A 14,262-nucleotide genomic window follows, 5' to 3' on the forward strand; every position below is an offset into this window, starting at 1 on the left:
ATCAGCCTTTCGCCTCAGTCAGCACGGCGCCGAGCGTGCGCTCGGCCAGCGACAGCTTGAATGCGTTCTGGCGCGTTGGCCTGGCGTCGGCGAGCAGCTGCGCGGCGACGGCCTTGGCGCCGCGCGGCATCTGGGCCTCGGCCGCCTCGACCCGCCAGGGCTTGTGGGCGACACCGCCAAGCGCGACGCGCCCGGTGCCGTCGCGCTGCACGATCGCGGCAACCGAGACCAGCGCAAAGGCATAGGAGGCGCGGTCGCGTACCTTGCGATAGATCTGCTTGCCGCCGACGGGTTTTGGCAATGTCACCGCCGTGATCAGTTCGCCGGGCATCAAGCTCGTCTCGATATGCGGCGTGTCACCCGGCAGGCGGTGCAATTCGGCAATTGGAATGCTTCGCGTCGCACCATCCGGCCGCACGGTTTCCACCACAGCGTCGAGCGTTCGCATCGCTACCGCCATATCGCTCGGATGCGTCGCGATGCAGGCATCGCTGGCACCAATGACGGCATGCTGGCGGCTGAATCCGCCGATCGCGGCGCAGCCGCTGCCGGGCTTCCGCTTATTGCAGGGCTGGTTGGTGTCATAGAAATAAGGACAGCGTGTCCGCTGCAGCAGGTTTCCCGCCGTGGTCGCCATGTTGCGCAGTTGTCCCGAGGCGCCCGCGAGCAGCGCGCGCGACAGCACGGCATAGTCGCGCCGCACGCGCGCGTCGGCCGCGAGATCCGTATTGCGCACCAGCGCGCCGATCCGCAATCCGCCCTCCGGCGACGCTTCGATCCTGTCGAGCGCAAGGCCGTTGACGTCGACGAGATGCGCCGGCGTCTCGATCTCGAGCTTCATGAGATCGAGCAGGTTGGTGCCGCCGGCAATGAATTTGGCGTCCGGCCTGCGCAGGACGGAGGCTGCTGCCTCGGCCGGCGTGCGCGCGCGCTCGTAGCTGAATGACTTCATGCGGGCCTCCCGGCGACTTCAGAGATCGCCTCGGCAATGTTGGAATAAGCGCCGCAACGGCAGATGTTGCCGCTCATGCGCTCGCGCAGTTCGCTGTTGGTGAGTTGCGGCGCCGCGTTGAGGTCGGCGCTGACATGGCTGGGGATGCCGACCTTGATTTCATCGAGCACCGCGACCGCCGAACAGATCTGCCCCGGCGTGCAATAGCCGCACTGAAAACCGTCATGCTTGACGAACGCAGCCTGCATCGGATGCATGTTCTCGGGCGTGCCCAGGCCTTCGATGGTCGTGATGCTGTCGCCCTGATGCATGACGGCCAGCGTCAGGCATGAATTGATCCGCCGCCCGCCAACGATCACCGTGCAGGCGCCGCACTGGCCGTGATCGCACCCCTTCTTGCTGCCGGTGAGATGCAGATGCTCGCGCAGCGCATCGAGCAGCGTGGTCCTGGTATCGAGCGCGATTTCCCGCAGGCTGCCGTTCACGTTGAAGGAGACCTTCGACATGGAGACGGCGTCGACGGCGTCAGCCTGCGCAGGAACCGCAGGGGTTTGCGCATAGGCAAGGGGTGCCGTGCCGAAAGCCACCGATGCGGCGGTTCCCAGCAACAATTTCCTCCGTGATACCTCGAAGTCGCTCGGACCTTGCATGTCGTGTTCCCATTTCTGCTGTCGTTCTGAAGAGCTTCGGCGCGACCGTGCCGCCGTCCACCTCAAGCATCCTGTAACTGCGCCACGTTTCGGCTGTTCCTTGCCGGCGTTCACGTTTGAAAGAGCGTGAAAAGGACTGCGCCTTGCGGTGCTTCGCAAGCTAACGGCTGCGCGGGGTCGGGATTAGATGGTATAATCAGCTTGCACTTATGAAATGGATTCATGAATGGCGCGTCAGAACATCAACGATCTCCTCGCCTTCCTGGTGGTGGCGCGCGAGCGAAGTTTTACGCGGGCGGCGGCGCAGCTCGATGTTTCGCAATCCGCGCTCAGCCATACGATCCGAGGGCTGGAGGAGCGGCTCGGCCTGCGGCTCCTGACCCGCACCACCCGCAGCGTCGCCCCGACGGAGGCGGGCGAGCGGCTGATGCGAACGCTGGCGCCAAAGCTGGAGGAGATCGACGCCGAACTTTCCGCCCTGACCGAGTTGCGCGACAAGCCGGCCGGCACCATCCGCATCACCACGGCCGAACACTCGGCCAACACGATTCTGTGGCCTGCACTGTCAAAACTGCTGCCGCGATATCCCGACATCAAGGTCGAGGTGAACATCGATTATGGTCTGACCGACATCGTCGCGGAACGTTACGACGCCGGCATTCGCCTCGGCGAGCAGGTGGCCAAGGACATGGTCGCGGTGCGGATCGGGCCTGATTTCCGCATGGCGGTGGTCGGCGCACCCAGCTATTTCGCTGTTCATCCCAGGCCCGGCAAGCCGCAGGACCTGACGAGCCATCGCTGCATCAATATCCGCCTGCCGACCTATGGCGGAATCTATGCCTGGGAGTTCGAGAAGCGCGGACGCACCTTGAAGGTCCGCGTCGAGGGTCAACTGGTGTTCAATAACATGGCGTTGCGGATGAACGCCGTTCTCGACGGGCTTGGGCTTGCCTATCTGCCGGAGGACCAGGTGCAGCCGCATCTCGCCGACGGCCGCCTGATACGGGTGCTGGCGGACTGGTGTCCGCCATTCCCGGGCTATCACCTCTATTACCCGAGCCGCCGCCAGCCGACCCCGGCCTTCGCCGTGCTGGTCGCGGCGCTGCGCTACAGGGGCTGATGCGGCTCAAAACAAAGAGGGCCGCAGGCGAACCTGCGGCCCTCTCTCCTGGAAGGGTCTGTCTTAGTTGCTTGTGCAGACCTTCATGGTCTTCATGCCGGTTTCGGCCTCGGTCCTGGTCTTGAACGTACCGTTGTCGACGATGGTGACGGTCGTCGTGGTCGGCTTGGTATCGACCACCGTGCATTTCTTGGTGGTGGCGTCGCGCACCACGTAGAACTCGGCGGCAACCGCGCTTCCGGCGACCGCCGACGCGGCAAGGACAAGCGTTCCGATCATCAGAAATTTCTTCAAGGCGTCCTCCTCGGGATTCCTCCAATGATGCAACCGGCAACGCGCAAAGAAACCGCTTGTTCCAGTTTTTCCCGGATCTCTGGACCTCGGACGAAGCGGCGGGTTAGCCCTCCGGGATCCCTTCCAGTCCCTTGAGATATTTGAGCCCCGCGACCGCCAGCAGCTCGGTGTCGGTTTCGCCCGCCTCGCAGCGCTGCCGGATAAAGCGCTGGAGACCCGTCCGGCGGGCGTCGTTGTCATCGATACCGCTATGGATCAGCCGGTAGACGCTCCACGCCCGCGCAAAGGCGACCGCTACGATATCCGGGCTGTGCATCCAGCTCTCCTTCAGTCGTCAGGGGGTCATGTTGCCAGTTTTTCCCAATAGTGACCAAGCCGATTTTTGGCTATCCCTTCCGGCTATCCCGCGGAGCGGGACATCATGCCGCCGGCTTTTCGCCGATCGCAGGCCACGTGATCACGGCATGGAACAAAGTCGATCTCGGGAACTTGTGTCAGGTATCGCGATCAAGCGATTGGGAGGACTCCTGCATGAGACGTATCGTTCTGATTGGCGCGGCATTGATTGCTTCGCTGGCAATGACCCTGTCCGCGTCCGCCAGAATGGGCATCGCACCCTTGACCTCGGAGGACGGCGCCGTAGTCCAGGTCAAGCACGGGCGCGGCCACCACGGCCACAAGCACCGAGGCCGCGGTCATCACTACGGATGGTACAGAGGTCGCGGTCATCACAAGTGGCGCCATCATCGTCGCCATCATCACTGGTAGGTCTTCGCTGAGTTCGCCTATCGTCATCCCATTGCCCGGACGAAAAGCGAATTACAGCGGCACGAACGGGTCGCGCCCACGTGGCGCGACCGGTTCAGCAATCATCGAACGGCGCAGACGGCGCTCAGCCCAATCCCATTTCGACGGCGATCCGGATCAGGTCCGAGTGGTTCTTGGCACCGAGCTTCTGCTTGAGCAGCGAGGTGGTGTTGGCCACCGTCTTGTAGGAAATCTCCAGCGCATCGGCCACTTCGACGATCTTGTCGCCACGGCCCAATAGCCGCAGGATTTCCAGTTCGCGCGCCGTCATTTGCGACGCCGGATTGGCCTTGATCGAAGCGCCCGAAAAGGTCACCGCTTCCGCCAGTTGCGGCGAGATGAAATTGTCCCCCGCGGCCACCTTGCGGACCGCCTTCACCAGCATCCTCGGATCGTCGCCCTTCGCGACATAGCCCTGCGCGCCCATCTCGATGGCGCGAACCACGAACGCCGGATCGTCATTCATGCTGAACATGATGATCTTGGCGGCCGGATCGTCCTTGCGGATGCGCCGCATCAGCTCAAAGCCGGAAACGTCGGGAAGCTTGATATCGATCACCGTAACGTCGGGCTTCCTGGTGACATAGGCGCGGTGGCCGGATTTGGCGTCGGTGGCCTCCTCGATCTTCACGGAATTGTCCGACGCAAACAGCGACCGGCAGCCCGACAGCACCACCGGGTGGTCGTCGACGATCAGGACCTTCGTTGCCGATCTGGTAGAATTTTGCATCATCTATCCCCCTTGAGGAATAAATAGGCGGTTGACGGTATTTGAAAAGAGAAATCTTGGGTTGCGGGAACTTAGAATAGCGAAAATGTGGGAAAGACTTTCTCTACGAACACGGTTGCTGCTGCCGCTCGGCTTGACGTTCGTGGCCGCGCTGCTGGCCGGGGCGGTTTCGCTCCAGATCTTCGCCGCGGCGCAACTTATGGAGGAAACCGAGCCAGCGGCTCGCTCGGCTAGAGCGGTTGCGGCTGCACTCAACAGTGCACTTCGCACCTCGGCCAATCCCCAGGAAACACTCGATGCCTTCGTGCAGTCGCTGGGCGCCGCCGAAACCATCCGCTTTCGCGGCCTCGGAACCGGCCCCGATGCTCCTCCTTCGGAGGGGCCCCCCTTGGGAAGAGTGCCAGGCTGGTTCATCCGCCTCCTCGTCATACCCGAATTCAGAGCCGCCTTCCCGATAACGATCGAGGGCAAGCAGGTCGGCAACATCGTGTTTGCACCCGACATGTCCGCCGACATCTACGAAAAATGGATCGGATTTCTGGCAATCGCCTGCTCCGGAATTGGCCTGATGCTGCTGACGGGGGTCATTGCCCACTTCACCGCGCGCTCCGCCCAGAGGCCGCTGCAAAATCTCGGCGACGGCCTGACCCGCATGCGAACGGGCGATTACGATCAGCTCATTACCCCGTCCGGGCCGCCCGAGATCCGCAGAAGCGCGCAGGAAGCCAATGAACTCGCCCGCACCCTGCATCGCCTCAGCCAGGATAATCGCAGCCTGCTGCGCCGGATCGTATCGCTGCAGGATGACGAGCGACAGGACATGGCGCGCGAGCTTCACGACGAACTCGGGCCGCTGTTGTTCGGGATCCGCGCCAATACGGTGGTGCTGCTGGAATCGATTCCCTCCGGCGAAGCCGAATTGAGGAGCGCCGCCGAGGGAATCCTGCAATCCGTCGAAACATTGCAGCACGCGAACCGCCGTATCCTCGACCGGCTGCGGCCGCTCTACATTCAGGAGCTTGGGCTGGAGAGGAGCATCCAGACGCTGTTGCGGAATGCGAAGGCGCAGGCGCCCGAGCTCAAGGTGACCTCCGAGATCGACGTGACACTGAACGAAGTCGACGGCCTGCTGTCGCAGACGGTCTATCGCGTAATTCAGGAAGCGGTGACGAACGTGCTTCGCCACGCCAAAGCGAATGCGATGCACGTCGCAGCGAGAATCCATGATCGCGAAGTGATCGTGGAAATCTCCGATGACGGCGTGGGCTTTCCGGCAGATCGGATGTTCGGCCGTGGATTGACCGGAATGCTGGAGCGTGCCCGGGCGCTCAGCGGGACGCTCGAACTCTTGCGCGAGGCGGGACGCACCTGCGTTCGTTGCCGGCTTCCGGCGGGCGACGCCGCTTCCAATGCGCGCGGCGCAAAGCAAGTCTGACCGGAGTTTGTGGTCAGGCTTGCCTCAGTTCGGTGCGCTGCAAACAGAGGAACGAAGCCTAACCGGCATAGTCCTGCATGCAAGCAGCGGGCTGCTGCGATTCCACCACCGGCATGCAATGGGACGCTTGAATTTTTCCGTCGCGCGTAAAGGTGAAGGCGATGCGCACCGGCTTGCCTTCGTAGCTCAGATAATCGAGGACGACGCCGTCGGCGGTCGGCATGATTTCCTCCAGCCCGAATGCGGTAGGTGCGAGCGCACCGAGGCGCGGACGCCAATAGGATTCGAGCTCGGCGCGGCCTTCGCTCACCTTGGCCTCGCCGCACTGGCATTTGAGCATCGCGTCGTCGGCATAGAGGTCGAGCAATGTCGACAGGTCGCGATTCCGGCACGCGTCCAGCCAGTCGACCACCAAACCTATTTCATCGAAATCCTCAGCCAAATTCGCAATCCCATCTTCGTCGCGATAGCTGCCGGGTGCCGACGCGGGTGAAGGGGTATGACGATCGTCATGAATAGATACTGAACGACCCATTGTCCGATACTCTCACTGTGGAACCGCAACGATTGTGCGGAACAAACGTTCCGAGAGGCTAGACCGGTACAATACGGGGAGTTGCTATCGGGCGCGGCGCTGCCCGCGCCACCACACGCCGAAGGCAATGACGACCGCGAACGCCAGCGTGAACCAGGTAATGGCGTATTGCATGTGATCGTCCTTGAGATGCACGGAGAGCGCGCCAGGCTTCGGGATGCCGTTCTCCGGCAGGGGCGCTTCCAGATCGATGTAAAACGGCGCGACGGCCTTGCCGCTCTCGCCCCAGCCCAGCGCGCGCGCCATCGCCAGATGATCGCGGGTGAACCAAAGTCGTTTCGCAACGCTTTCCGCCGGCGTCAGCGCGCCCGCATTTTCGGGAAAGCGGATGTAGCCCGTGAGCTGCGCAGGATCACCGGTGATCAACCGGCGCACGGCGCGATCCTGCTGATTGCGATCCTGCATCGTGTTTTGGACGAAGCCGGCATTAACCACGATGGTGTTGCCGTCGGCCAGTTGCACCGGCAGGAAAGCCCAGGTGCCGGGGCCCGAGACGTCGTCGCGAACCGCGGAGCCGGCGCTGTAGACCATCGCATCCGGCAAGGGCGCGTAAGTCGCAGTGAAGCTGACGCGGCGGAATTCGTCCTTGGCCGGGGTCAGCGAAGGCCATTGCGCCGCTGCCGGCAGGGCTTCGGGCGCGGCCGCCAGGCGCTCGTTAAGCCGTGCGATCAGCGCGTGCTTCTCGACGCGGCGCTGCAATTGCCAGATGCCAAGTCCGCTGAAGGCCATCACCATCACAAGCGTGAAAATGGCAAAGCCGGCGACCGCCGGCCGCCGTGACGAGAGCGCTCTCATTTCGGCTCGCGGTCGATCAGGCGGCCGGGCGCGGCCTTGTGATGGAACTGCAGCGCGATCAGAAGCGACTTCATCGAGCGCAATGGCAGCAGCGTGGTTGCCGCGATCAGCGGCAGCCAGAGCGCCGCATGCAGCCAGAACGGCGGCTGATACTTGACCTCCACGATCAGGGCGGCGGTGACGACGATGGCGCCTGCCAGCATGATGATGAAGATCGCGGGCCCGTCGCCGGCATCGATGAAGGCATAGTCGAGCCCGCATGCTTCGCAATTCGGGCGCAAGTCGAGGAAGCCCGCAAAGAGCTTGCCCCTGCCGCAGCGCGGGCAGCGGCAGGCGATGCCGCGGAGTGCGCTCTGGGTGATCGTGGGTTGCGTCTGATCCATCTATCTCCTCCCCTCTCCCTTGCAGGAGAAGGAAAAGCGAAAGGGGCGGCCTTCCGACCGCCCCTTGTAGCACGTCGAATCTGTCTCAGTGCCCGGCGACCGGCCCCGCGCCGCGGAACCAGACGTAGATGCAGATGAACAGGAACAGCCACACCACGTCGACGAAGTGCCAGTACCAGGCGGCGAATTCGAAGCCGAGATGCTGCTTCGGCGTGAAGTGGCCGGCATAGGCGCGGAACAGGCAGACCAGCAGGAACACGGTGCCGACCAGCACGTGGAAGCCGTGGAAGCCGGTCGCCATGAAGAAGGTCGCGCCGTAGATGTTGCCGGAGAAGCCGAACGTGGCGTGGGCGTATTCATAGGCCTGCACGCATGTGAAGGTGGCGCCGAGCAGCACGGTGAGGATCAGGCCGTACTTCAGGCCCTGACGGTCGTTCTCGAGCAGCGCGTGGTGCGCCCAGGTGACCGTGGTGCCCGAGGTCAGCAGCAGCAGCGTGTTGAGCAGCGGCAGGTGCCAGGGGTCGAAGGTCTCGATGCCCTTCGGCGGCCAGGTGCCCGGCACGCTGCAGGCGCCGGCAGCCGTGCCCGGACCGCAGCCGAACACCGCATCGCGGGTGGCGTGGATCGCGTCCGCCGGGAACAGCGCGGAATTGAAGAAGGCCCAGAACCAGGCGACGAAGAACATCACCTCGGAGGCGATGAACAGGATCATGCCGTAGCGGTGGCTGATCTGCACCACGCGGGTGTGGTCGCCCTTGTACTGGGCTTCGCGGATCACGTCGCCCCACCAGCTCGCCATGGTGTAGAGCACGCCGATGGTGCCGACACCGAAGATGACCGGGGCCGCCGCGGTCATGTGATGCATCCAGGTGATCGCACCCACCGCCATGATGAAGGCCGAGATCGAGCCGACGACCGGCCACGGGCTCGGATCGACGAGGTGGTAGTCGTGGTGCTTCGCGTGCGCCGTAGCCATTGCGGTCTCTCCGTTAGATGTGCCGTTCCCTTCAGCACATATTCGTCTCAAATTTCAAAGCCGAAACCCGTTAGATACGGAATCCAGCGGTCAGAGGTTTCTCACAAGTTTCCCTTGCGCTTGTCGCCTTCGCCGGCCGCCACGGGCTTCGGCGCCGGATCGCGCACGGGATAGAAGGTGTAGGACAGCGTGATGGTTTTCAGCCCGTCGTTCTCGCTGTCCTTGGCCAGCGCTGGATCGACGTAGAACACCACGGGCATTTCGCGCTTCTCGCCCGGACCCATGGCCTGTTCGGTGAAGCAGAAGCAGTTGATCTTCTGGAAATAGGCGCCGACCGTGAGCGGTGCGACGTTGTAGGCCGCGACGCCGGCGGTAGCGCGCGCCGCCTGATTGGTCACGGTGTAGAATACGGTGATGACCTCGCCGATCCGGACCTCGATCTCGTTCTGCTCGGGCTCGAACTTCCAGGGCAGGCCGGGACCAACATTGGCGTCGAACCGCACGGAGATCTTGCGGGCAAGCGGCGCGTCCGACGGCGCCGAGGTCGCAACCTGGGTGGTACCGTTGAAGCCGGTGGCGCGGCAGAACCAGTCGTAGAAGGGCACGGCGGCATAGGAGGCGCCGACCATGAACACCACGACAAAACTGCAGATCGACGCCACCAGCGCGTCGCGGGTCAGCGTCCGACGCGCGGCGATCTTTTCGCCTTCCGCCCTGCCCTCGCTGATCTGCGGCTCGTTCTGCATCTCAATCACATCGGCCGGACGAGAACGGCCGGCCCCTTGACCATGGTGACCGCAAAGAACAGCACGACGAGGACGCCGAGCGCGAGCGCAATGGCGATCGAGCGATGACGGCGGCTTCTTTTCTGCGCCTCGGTGAGGACGATTCCATCTGGCTGCTGCTTGTTGTCCATGCGCTCGCCATACGCCCCCTACCCGACCAAAGGCATAACGGCGCGGATCGACGGTGCGACCGCGCGGACGACGACCTCGAGCAGGAGGGTCGCAAATAGCGCGAACAGATAAAGAATCGAGAAGGCAAAGAGCCGGCGCGTGGCGCGGCCCGCCTGCTTGCCCACGCGGTGGCGGTAGACGTCGATGGCAAGCCACATCATGCCGGCGCCAAGCACGAGTGAGACGACACCGTAGATCGCGTCGAAATAGCCGAGCGGCCAGGGCGCAAACGCGGTCGCGACCAGCACGACGGTGTAAAGCAGGATCTGCAGGCGCGTCGCGTCGGGACCGGCGACGACGGGCAGCATCGGCACGCCGGCGCGGGCGTAATCGTCGGAACGGAACAGCGCCAGCGCCCAGAAATGCGGCGGCGTCCAGAAGAAGATGATGAGGAACAGGAGCACCGGCTCCATCGACAGCGAGCCGGTGGCGGCGGCCCATGCCACCACAGGCGGCAGCGCGCCGGCGGCGCCGCCGATCACGATGTTCTGCGCAGTCCAGCGCTTTAGCCACATGGTGTAGATCACGACATAGAAGAAGATCGTGAACGCTAACAGCCCGCCGGCCAGCCAGTTGACGAGGACGCCGAGCGTCATCACAGCGAAGAACGAAAGCGTCAGGCCGAACGCCATCGCTTCGCCGGCGGTGATGCGGCCGCGCGGGATCGGCCGGTTCGCGGTGCGCGACATCTTGGCGTCGATGTCGCCCTCAAGCGCCATGTTCAGCGCGCCCGAGGCGCCGGCACCGACCGCGATGCAGAGGATCGAGGTGAACGCCAGGATTGGATGGACGTAGCCCGGCGCGATCACGAGGCCGACCAGCGCGGTGAAGATCACGAGGGACATCACCCGCGGCTTCAAGAGCGCAATGTAGTCGCCGACTTCCGCCTCGGAAATCCGAGGCCGAACATCGATGGCGTTATGGTCGACTACCGACAAGATCTATCTCGCTTCATCAAGGCCGCGGCGCGCAACGGATGCGCGCCGCGAATAACCGTTTACTGTACGCGCGGCAGCACTTCGAACTGGTGGAAGGGCGGCGGCGACGTCAGCGTCCATTCCAGCGTGGTGGCGCCCGCGCCCCACGGATTGGCCTCCGCCGCCTGCTTCTTCACGAAGGCGTCGATCACGCCCCAGATGAAGATCAGCACGCCGAAGCCCGAAATGTAGGAGCCGACCGAGGACACCAGGTTCCAGCCGGCGAACGCGTCTGGATAGTCGACATAGCGGCGCGGCATGCCCGACAGGCCGAGGAAGTGCTGCGGGAAAAATACCAGGTTGACGCCGATGAAGGTGATCCAGAAGTGCAGCTTGCCGATGAATTCCGAATACATGTAACCCGACATCTTCGGGAACCAGTAGTACCAGCCGGCGAAGATCGCGAACACGGCGCCGAGCGACAGCACGTAGTGGAAGTGCGCGACGACGTAGTAGGTTTCCTGCAGCACGCGGTCGACGCCGGCATTGGCCAGCACGACGCCGGTGACGCCACCGACCGTGAACAGGAAGATGAAGCCGATCGACCACAGCATCGGGGTGCGGAATTCGATCGAGCCGCCCCACATCGTGGCGATCCAGGAGAAGATCTTCACGCCGGTCGGCACTGCGATCACCATGGTAGCGGCGACGAAATAGGCCTGCGTCGCCGACGACATGCCGACGGTGTACATGTGGTGCGCCCACACCACGAAGCCGATGCCGCCGATCGCGACCATGGCGTAGGCCATGCCGAGATAGCCGAACACAGGCTTGCGCGAGAAGGTCGAGACGATCTGGCTGACCATGCCGAAGCCGGGCAGGATCAGGATGTACACTTCGGGATGGCCGAAGAACCAGAACAGGTGCTGGAACAGCAGCGGGTCGCCGCCGCCGTCGGCAGCGAAGAAGGTGGTGCCGAAATTGCGGTCGGTCAGCATCATGGTGATGGCGCCGGCCAGCACCGGCAGCGACAGCAGGAGGAGGAACACCGTCACCAGGATCGACCACACGAACAGCGGCATCTTGTGCAGGGTCATGCCCGGCGCGCGCATGTTGAAGATCGTGGTGATGAAGTTGATGGCGCCGAGGATCGAGGAGGCTCCGGCCAGATGCAGCGACAGGATCGCGAAGTCGACCGCCGGTCCCGGATGGCCCGATGTCGACAGTGGCACATACATGGTCCAGCCCGCGCCGACGCCGTTGGCGCCCGGTTCACCTTCGACGAAGGTGGACATCAAGAGCAGCGCGAAGGATGCCGGCAGCAGCCAGAACGAGATGTTGTTCATGCGCGGGAACGCCATGTCGGGCGCGCCGATCATCAGCGGCACGAACCAGTTGCCGAAGCCGCCGATCATCGCCGGCATCACCATGAAGAAGATCATGATCAGGCCGTGCGAGGTCACGAACACATTGTAGGTGTGGGATTCGTGGAAGAGCTGGACGCCGGGATACATCAGCTCGACGCGGATCGCGATCGACATCGCAGCTCCGATGATACCCGCGAAGATCGCGAAGATAAGGTACATCGTGCCGATGTCCTTATGGTTCGTCGAATAGACCCAGCGCCGCCATCCGGTCGGATTGGCATGCGCATGGTCATCATGGGCGTGATCGTGGTGTGTCGCTGCGGTCGTTGCCATTTTGAAATCCTGCCTTGCAGTCCCTTTGCGGACCTTTTCAGGTCCCGTCGCCCTTGTCCCTTGCTTACCCCTTGGCCCGCGCCTTACTGCGCGGCCTGGCCACCAGCCGAAGCGTAAGTGTTCGCCGGGTTGGTCGCATATTTCTTCTTTGCCGCCTCAACCCAGGAAGCGAATTCCTGGTCGGTCACCACCTTGACTGCGATCGGCATGAAGGCGTGATCCTTGCCGCACAGTTCGGAGCACTGGCCGTAATACATGCCGACCTTGGTCGCCTTGAACCAGGTCTCGTTGAGCCGGCCGGGGATCGAGTCGATCTTGATGCCGAACGAAGGCACGGCGAACGCGTGGATCACGTCGGCGCCGGTGGTCTGGACCCGGATCACCTTGTTGACCGGCACCACCATCTCGTTGTCGACGCCGAGCAGGCGCGGCTGCTTGTCCTGCGCCATCAGCGAATCGAATTCGAACTTGCCATTGTCCGGATAGGCGTAGCTCCAGTACCACTGCTTGCCGGTGACCTTCACGGTCAAGTCCGCCTTGGGAATGTCGAGTTGCTGGAACAGCAGGCGGAACGACGGCACCGCGATACCGACCAGGATCAGCACCGGGATCAGGGTCCAGGCCACCTCGATGAGCGTGTTGTGGGTGGTCTTGGAGGGAACCGGATTAGCGTTGGCGTTGAACTTCACGACCACGATAACCAGCAGCGCCAGCACGAACAGGGTGATCAGCGTGATCAGCACCAGCAGCAAATTGTGGAAGCTGATGATGTTTTCCATCACAGGGGTCGCGGCTTCCTGCAGCGTGATTTCCCACGGCTTGGGCTGTGCCGCAAACGCCGCCCCACCGGCGACGAGCGCCATGCCCGCCACCGTCAACCCCAGCAACCGCCGGCCCATCTGGCCACTCGACATCTTCATGCCGCTCGCGCTCCTTTAGAAAAAATCCCCAAAGCATTCCCACCGGATGGCCGGGAATGCCGCACGATCCGCCCTCACAAACGGCCTACCGGAGGTACTATACCTCGGGCCAGATCGTTAGAACGCGTCGAAATCCAGCCTCTCAAACCATAATTCTAAGGCTCTCGCAATGCAGTAGTAGGGTGCAAAGCCATGCGTCACCTGCTATTCGCCGGACGCCGGATTTTCCAGCTAAATCAGCAAAAACCCGCCGTTTCGCAAGCTCGTGCCGCTTGACAGCCGGTTTGCCGGATGTAGGCACAGTCACGGCGATCCCGGACGACCTGATTCGCTTGGGCCAGCCCAATCCTTGACGGCGTGGATTGGCTCTCGGCTGCCTTCAAGGCGCCGTCATTGCGTATCAGTCCGGATGAACCCAGTTACAACGCGTGCTGCCAGCCCGGCCGGAAACGTCACCGGCCGCTGCCGGAAACAAAGAGGATCGACCCGGATGGGGCGTTCGAAACATCAGGCAGGATTTGGCCTGGAACCGGCCCGCTGGCTCGGCGGCCTGCTCGCCGTGGCCTTCCTGTTCGGCCTGACCCAGGCGGCGAGCGCGCAAGGCGCCGTGCGGTCGGTTCATGGCGACTGGCAGATCCGCTGCGACACCCCGCCGGGTGCCCAGGGCGAGCAATGCGCGCTGATCCAGAGCGTGGTCGCCGAGGACCGCTCCAACGCCGGCCTCACCGTGATCGTGCTGAAGACCGCCGACCAGAAGAGCAAGTTGATGCGGGTAGTGGCGCCGCTCGGCGTCCTGCTGCCCTCCGGCCTCGGGCTGAAGCTCGACAACCAGGACGTCGGCCGCGCCGGCTTTGTTCGCTGCCTGCCCAATGGCTGCGTCGCCGAGGTCGTGATGGACGAGAAGCTGCTCGGCCAGCTCCGGGGCGCCAAAACCGCGACCTTCATTATTTTCGAGACGCCCGAAGAGGGCATCGGCTTCCCGCTCAGCCTGAACGGGCTGGGCGAAGGATACGACAAGCTGCCGTGACGCCG

At 63.3% G+C, this 14,262-nt stretch carries 17 protein-coding genes; 3 read left to right on the plus strand and 14 right to left on the minus strand.

The genetic code is table 11. The features are described from left to right. Position 1: 1 nt before the first annotated feature. Positions 2 to 952, minus strand: a complete 951-nt coding sequence (locus AC0QUY_RS30745) for an FAD binding domain-containing protein (RefSeq protein ID WP_475389999.1) — start codon at positions 950 to 952, stop codon at positions 2 to 4. Beyond that, a complete protein-coding gene (gene paoA, locus AC0QUY_RS30750; RefSeq protein ID WP_475390000.1) occupies positions 949 to 1,602 on the minus strand; it encodes an aldehyde dehydrogenase iron-sulfur subunit PaoA in 654 nt (217 codons plus the stop codon). Before paoA ends, AC0QUY_RS30745 begins: the two co-directional genes overlap by 4 nt. Positions 1,603 to 1,828: 226 nt before the next feature. On the opposite strand from paoA, the gene AC0QUY_RS30755 reads away from it, so the two are divergent. Next, positions 1,829 to 2,722 carry a LysR family transcriptional regulator gene (locus AC0QUY_RS30755; RefSeq protein ID WP_475390002.1) on the plus strand — a complete coding sequence of 298 codons (894 nt, stop codon included), beginning with the start codon at positions 1,829 to 1,831 and terminating at the stop codon, positions 2,720 to 2,722. Positions 2,723 to 2,785: 63 nt separating this feature from the next. Here the strand turns inward: AC0QUY_RS30755 and AC0QUY_RS30760 are convergent, their stop codons facing one another. The 3 genes from AC0QUY_RS30760 to AC0QUY_RS30770 all read right to left on the minus strand — a co-directional run bounded on the left by AC0QUY_RS30760 (position 2,786) and on the right by AC0QUY_RS30770 (position 4,553). After that, a complete protein-coding gene (locus AC0QUY_RS30760; RefSeq protein WP_475390003.1) occupies positions 2,786 to 3,016 on the minus strand; it encodes a hypothetical protein in 231 nt (76 codons plus the stop codon). Between the two features lie 103 nt (positions 3,017 to 3,119). Next, the gene (locus AC0QUY_RS30765) at positions 3,120 to 3,332 is read right to left on the minus strand and encodes a hypothetical protein (protein ID WP_475390005.1); all 213 of its coding nucleotides are present in this window, start codon (positions 3,330 to 3,332) and stop codon (positions 3,120 to 3,122) included. 576 nt (positions 3,333 to 3,908) lie between these two features. Then, on the minus strand, positions 3,909 to 4,553 hold the full coding sequence (locus tag AC0QUY_RS30770; protein ID WP_161850472.1) for a response regulator transcription factor: 645 nt from the start codon (positions 4,551 to 4,553) through the stop codon (positions 3,909 to 3,911). A gap of 85 nt (positions 4,554 to 4,638) precedes the next feature. On the opposite strand from AC0QUY_RS30770, the gene AC0QUY_RS30775 reads away from it, so the two are divergent. Continuing rightward, entirely contained in the window at positions 4,639 to 5,988 is a 1,350-nt protein-coding gene (locus AC0QUY_RS30775) for a histidine kinase (protein WP_475390006.1), read from the plus strand. Between the two features lie 58 nt (positions 5,989 to 6,046). Here AC0QUY_RS30775 and AC0QUY_RS30780 read toward each other — a convergent pair whose 3' ends face one another. The 9 genes from AC0QUY_RS30780 to coxB form a co-directional block, all read right to left on the minus strand. Next, positions 6,047 to 6,400, minus strand: coding sequence for a nuclear transport factor 2 family protein (locus tag AC0QUY_RS30780; protein WP_475390071.1), 354 nt, complete (start codon positions 6,398 to 6,400; stop codon positions 6,047 to 6,049). Positions 6,401 to 6,607: 207 nt separating this feature from the next. After that, positions 6,608 to 7,378: an SURF1 family protein gene (locus AC0QUY_RS30785; RefSeq protein WP_475390007.1), complete on the minus strand. Its 771-nt coding sequence runs from the start codon at positions 7,376 to 7,378 to the stop codon at positions 6,608 to 6,610. Continuing rightward, on the minus strand, positions 7,375 to 7,761 hold the full coding sequence (locus tag AC0QUY_RS30790) for a DUF983 domain-containing protein (protein ID WP_475390008.1): 387 nt from the start codon (positions 7,759 to 7,761) through the stop codon (positions 7,375 to 7,377). The genes AC0QUY_RS30785 and AC0QUY_RS30790 overlap by 4 nt, the downstream gene beginning before the upstream one ends. Positions 7,762 to 7,846: 85 nt before the next feature. Continuing rightward, the gene (locus AC0QUY_RS30795) at positions 7,847 to 8,737 is read right to left on the minus strand and encodes a cytochrome c oxidase subunit 3 (RefSeq protein WP_161850477.1); all 891 of its coding nucleotides are present in this window, start codon (positions 8,735 to 8,737) and stop codon (positions 7,847 to 7,849) included. Positions 8,738 to 8,838: 101 nt separating this feature from the next. Next, positions 8,839 to 9,483 (minus strand): cytochrome c oxidase assembly protein, encoded by a 645-nt coding sequence (locus tag AC0QUY_RS30800; RefSeq protein ID WP_475390009.1) that lies wholly within the window; start codon positions 9,481 to 9,483, stop codon positions 8,839 to 8,841. A 5-nt stretch (positions 9,484 to 9,488) separates the two neighbouring features. Beyond that, a complete protein-coding gene (locus AC0QUY_RS30805) occupies positions 9,489 to 9,653 on the minus strand; it encodes a CoxF protein (RefSeq protein ID WP_161850479.1) in 165 nt (54 codons plus the stop codon). Positions 9,654 to 9,671: 18 nt separating this feature from the next. Next, positions 9,672 to 10,631, minus strand: a complete 960-nt coding sequence (locus tag AC0QUY_RS30810) for a heme o synthase (RefSeq protein WP_475390011.1) — start codon at positions 10,629 to 10,631, stop codon at positions 9,672 to 9,674. 59 nt (positions 10,632 to 10,690) lie between these two features. Next, positions 10,691 to 12,310 carry a cytochrome c oxidase subunit I gene (gene ctaD / locus AC0QUY_RS30815; protein ID WP_161850481.1) on the minus strand — a complete coding sequence of 540 codons (1,620 nt, stop codon included), beginning with the start codon at positions 12,308 to 12,310 and terminating at the stop codon, positions 10,691 to 10,693. Positions 12,311 to 12,393: 83 nt separating this feature from the next. After that, positions 12,394 to 13,230, minus strand: coding sequence for a cytochrome c oxidase subunit II (gene coxB / locus AC0QUY_RS30820; protein WP_161850482.1), 837 nt, complete (start codon positions 13,228 to 13,230; stop codon positions 12,394 to 12,396). A 490-nt stretch (positions 13,231 to 13,720) separates the two neighbouring features. On the opposite strand from coxB, the gene AC0QUY_RS30825 reads away from it, so the two are divergent. Then, positions 13,721 to 14,257 (plus strand): invasion associated locus B family protein, encoded by a 537-nt coding sequence (locus tag AC0QUY_RS30825; protein WP_246738463.1) that lies wholly within the window; start codon positions 13,721 to 13,723, stop codon positions 14,255 to 14,257. The last annotated feature ends 5 nt before the right edge of the window (positions 14,258 to 14,262 follow it).

The sequence above is a fragment of the Bradyrhizobium sp. WYCCWR15520 genome (assembly GCF_056174665.1).

Excerpts from the sequence above, each read along its gene's own strand:
- AC0QUY_RS30775 (WP_475390006.1), top strand. The coding sequence starts at position 4,639 with ATGTGGGAAAGACTTTCTCTACGAACACGGTTGCTGCTGCCGCTCGGC.
- coxB (WP_161850482.1), bottom strand. The coding sequence starts at position 13,230 with ATGAAGATGTCGAGTGGCCAGATGGGCCGGCGGTTGCTGGGGTTGACG.
- AC0QUY_RS30800 (WP_475390009.1), bottom strand. The coding sequence starts at position 9,483 with ATGCAGAACGAGCCGCAGATCAGCGAGGGCAGGGCGGAAGGCGAAAAG.
- AC0QUY_RS30755 (WP_475390002.1), top strand. The coding sequence starts at position 1,829 with ATGGCGCGTCAGAACATCAACGATCTCCTCGCCTTCCTGGTGGTGGCG.
- AC0QUY_RS30790 (WP_475390008.1), bottom strand. The coding sequence starts at position 7,761 with ATGGATCAGACGCAACCCACGATCACCCAGAGCGCACTCCGCGGCATC.
- paoA (WP_475390000.1), bottom strand. The coding sequence starts at position 1,602 with ATGCAAGGTCCGAGCGACTTCGAGGTATCACGGAGGAAATTGTTGCTG.
- AC0QUY_RS30805 (WP_161850479.1), bottom strand. The coding sequence starts at position 9,653 with ATGGACAACAAGCAGCAGCCAGATGGAATCGTCCTCACCGAGGCGCAG.
- AC0QUY_RS30785 (WP_475390007.1), bottom strand. The coding sequence starts at position 7,378 with ATGAGAGCGCTCTCGTCACGGCGGCCGGCGGTCGCCGGCTTTGCCATT.
- AC0QUY_RS30795 (WP_161850477.1), bottom strand. The coding sequence starts at position 8,737 with ATGGCTACGGCGCACGCGAAGCACCACGACTACCACCTCGTCGATCCG.
- AC0QUY_RS30770 (WP_161850472.1), bottom strand. The coding sequence starts at position 4,553 with ATGCAAAATTCTACCAGATCGGCAACGAAGGTCCTGATCGTCGACGAC.
- ctaD (WP_161850481.1), bottom strand. The coding sequence starts at position 12,310 with ATGGCAACGACCGCAGCGACACACCACGATCACGCCCATGATGACCAT.
- AC0QUY_RS30825 (WP_246738463.1), top strand. The coding sequence starts at position 13,721 with ATGGGGCGTTCGAAACATCAGGCAGGATTTGGCCTGGAACCGGCCCGC.
- AC0QUY_RS30765 (WP_475390005.1), bottom strand. The coding sequence starts at position 3,332 with ATGCACAGCCCGGATATCGTAGCGGTCGCCTTTGCGCGGGCGTGGAGC.
- AC0QUY_RS30745 (WP_475389999.1), bottom strand. The coding sequence starts at position 952 with ATGAAGTCATTCAGCTACGAGCGCGCGCGCACGCCGGCCGAGGCAGCA.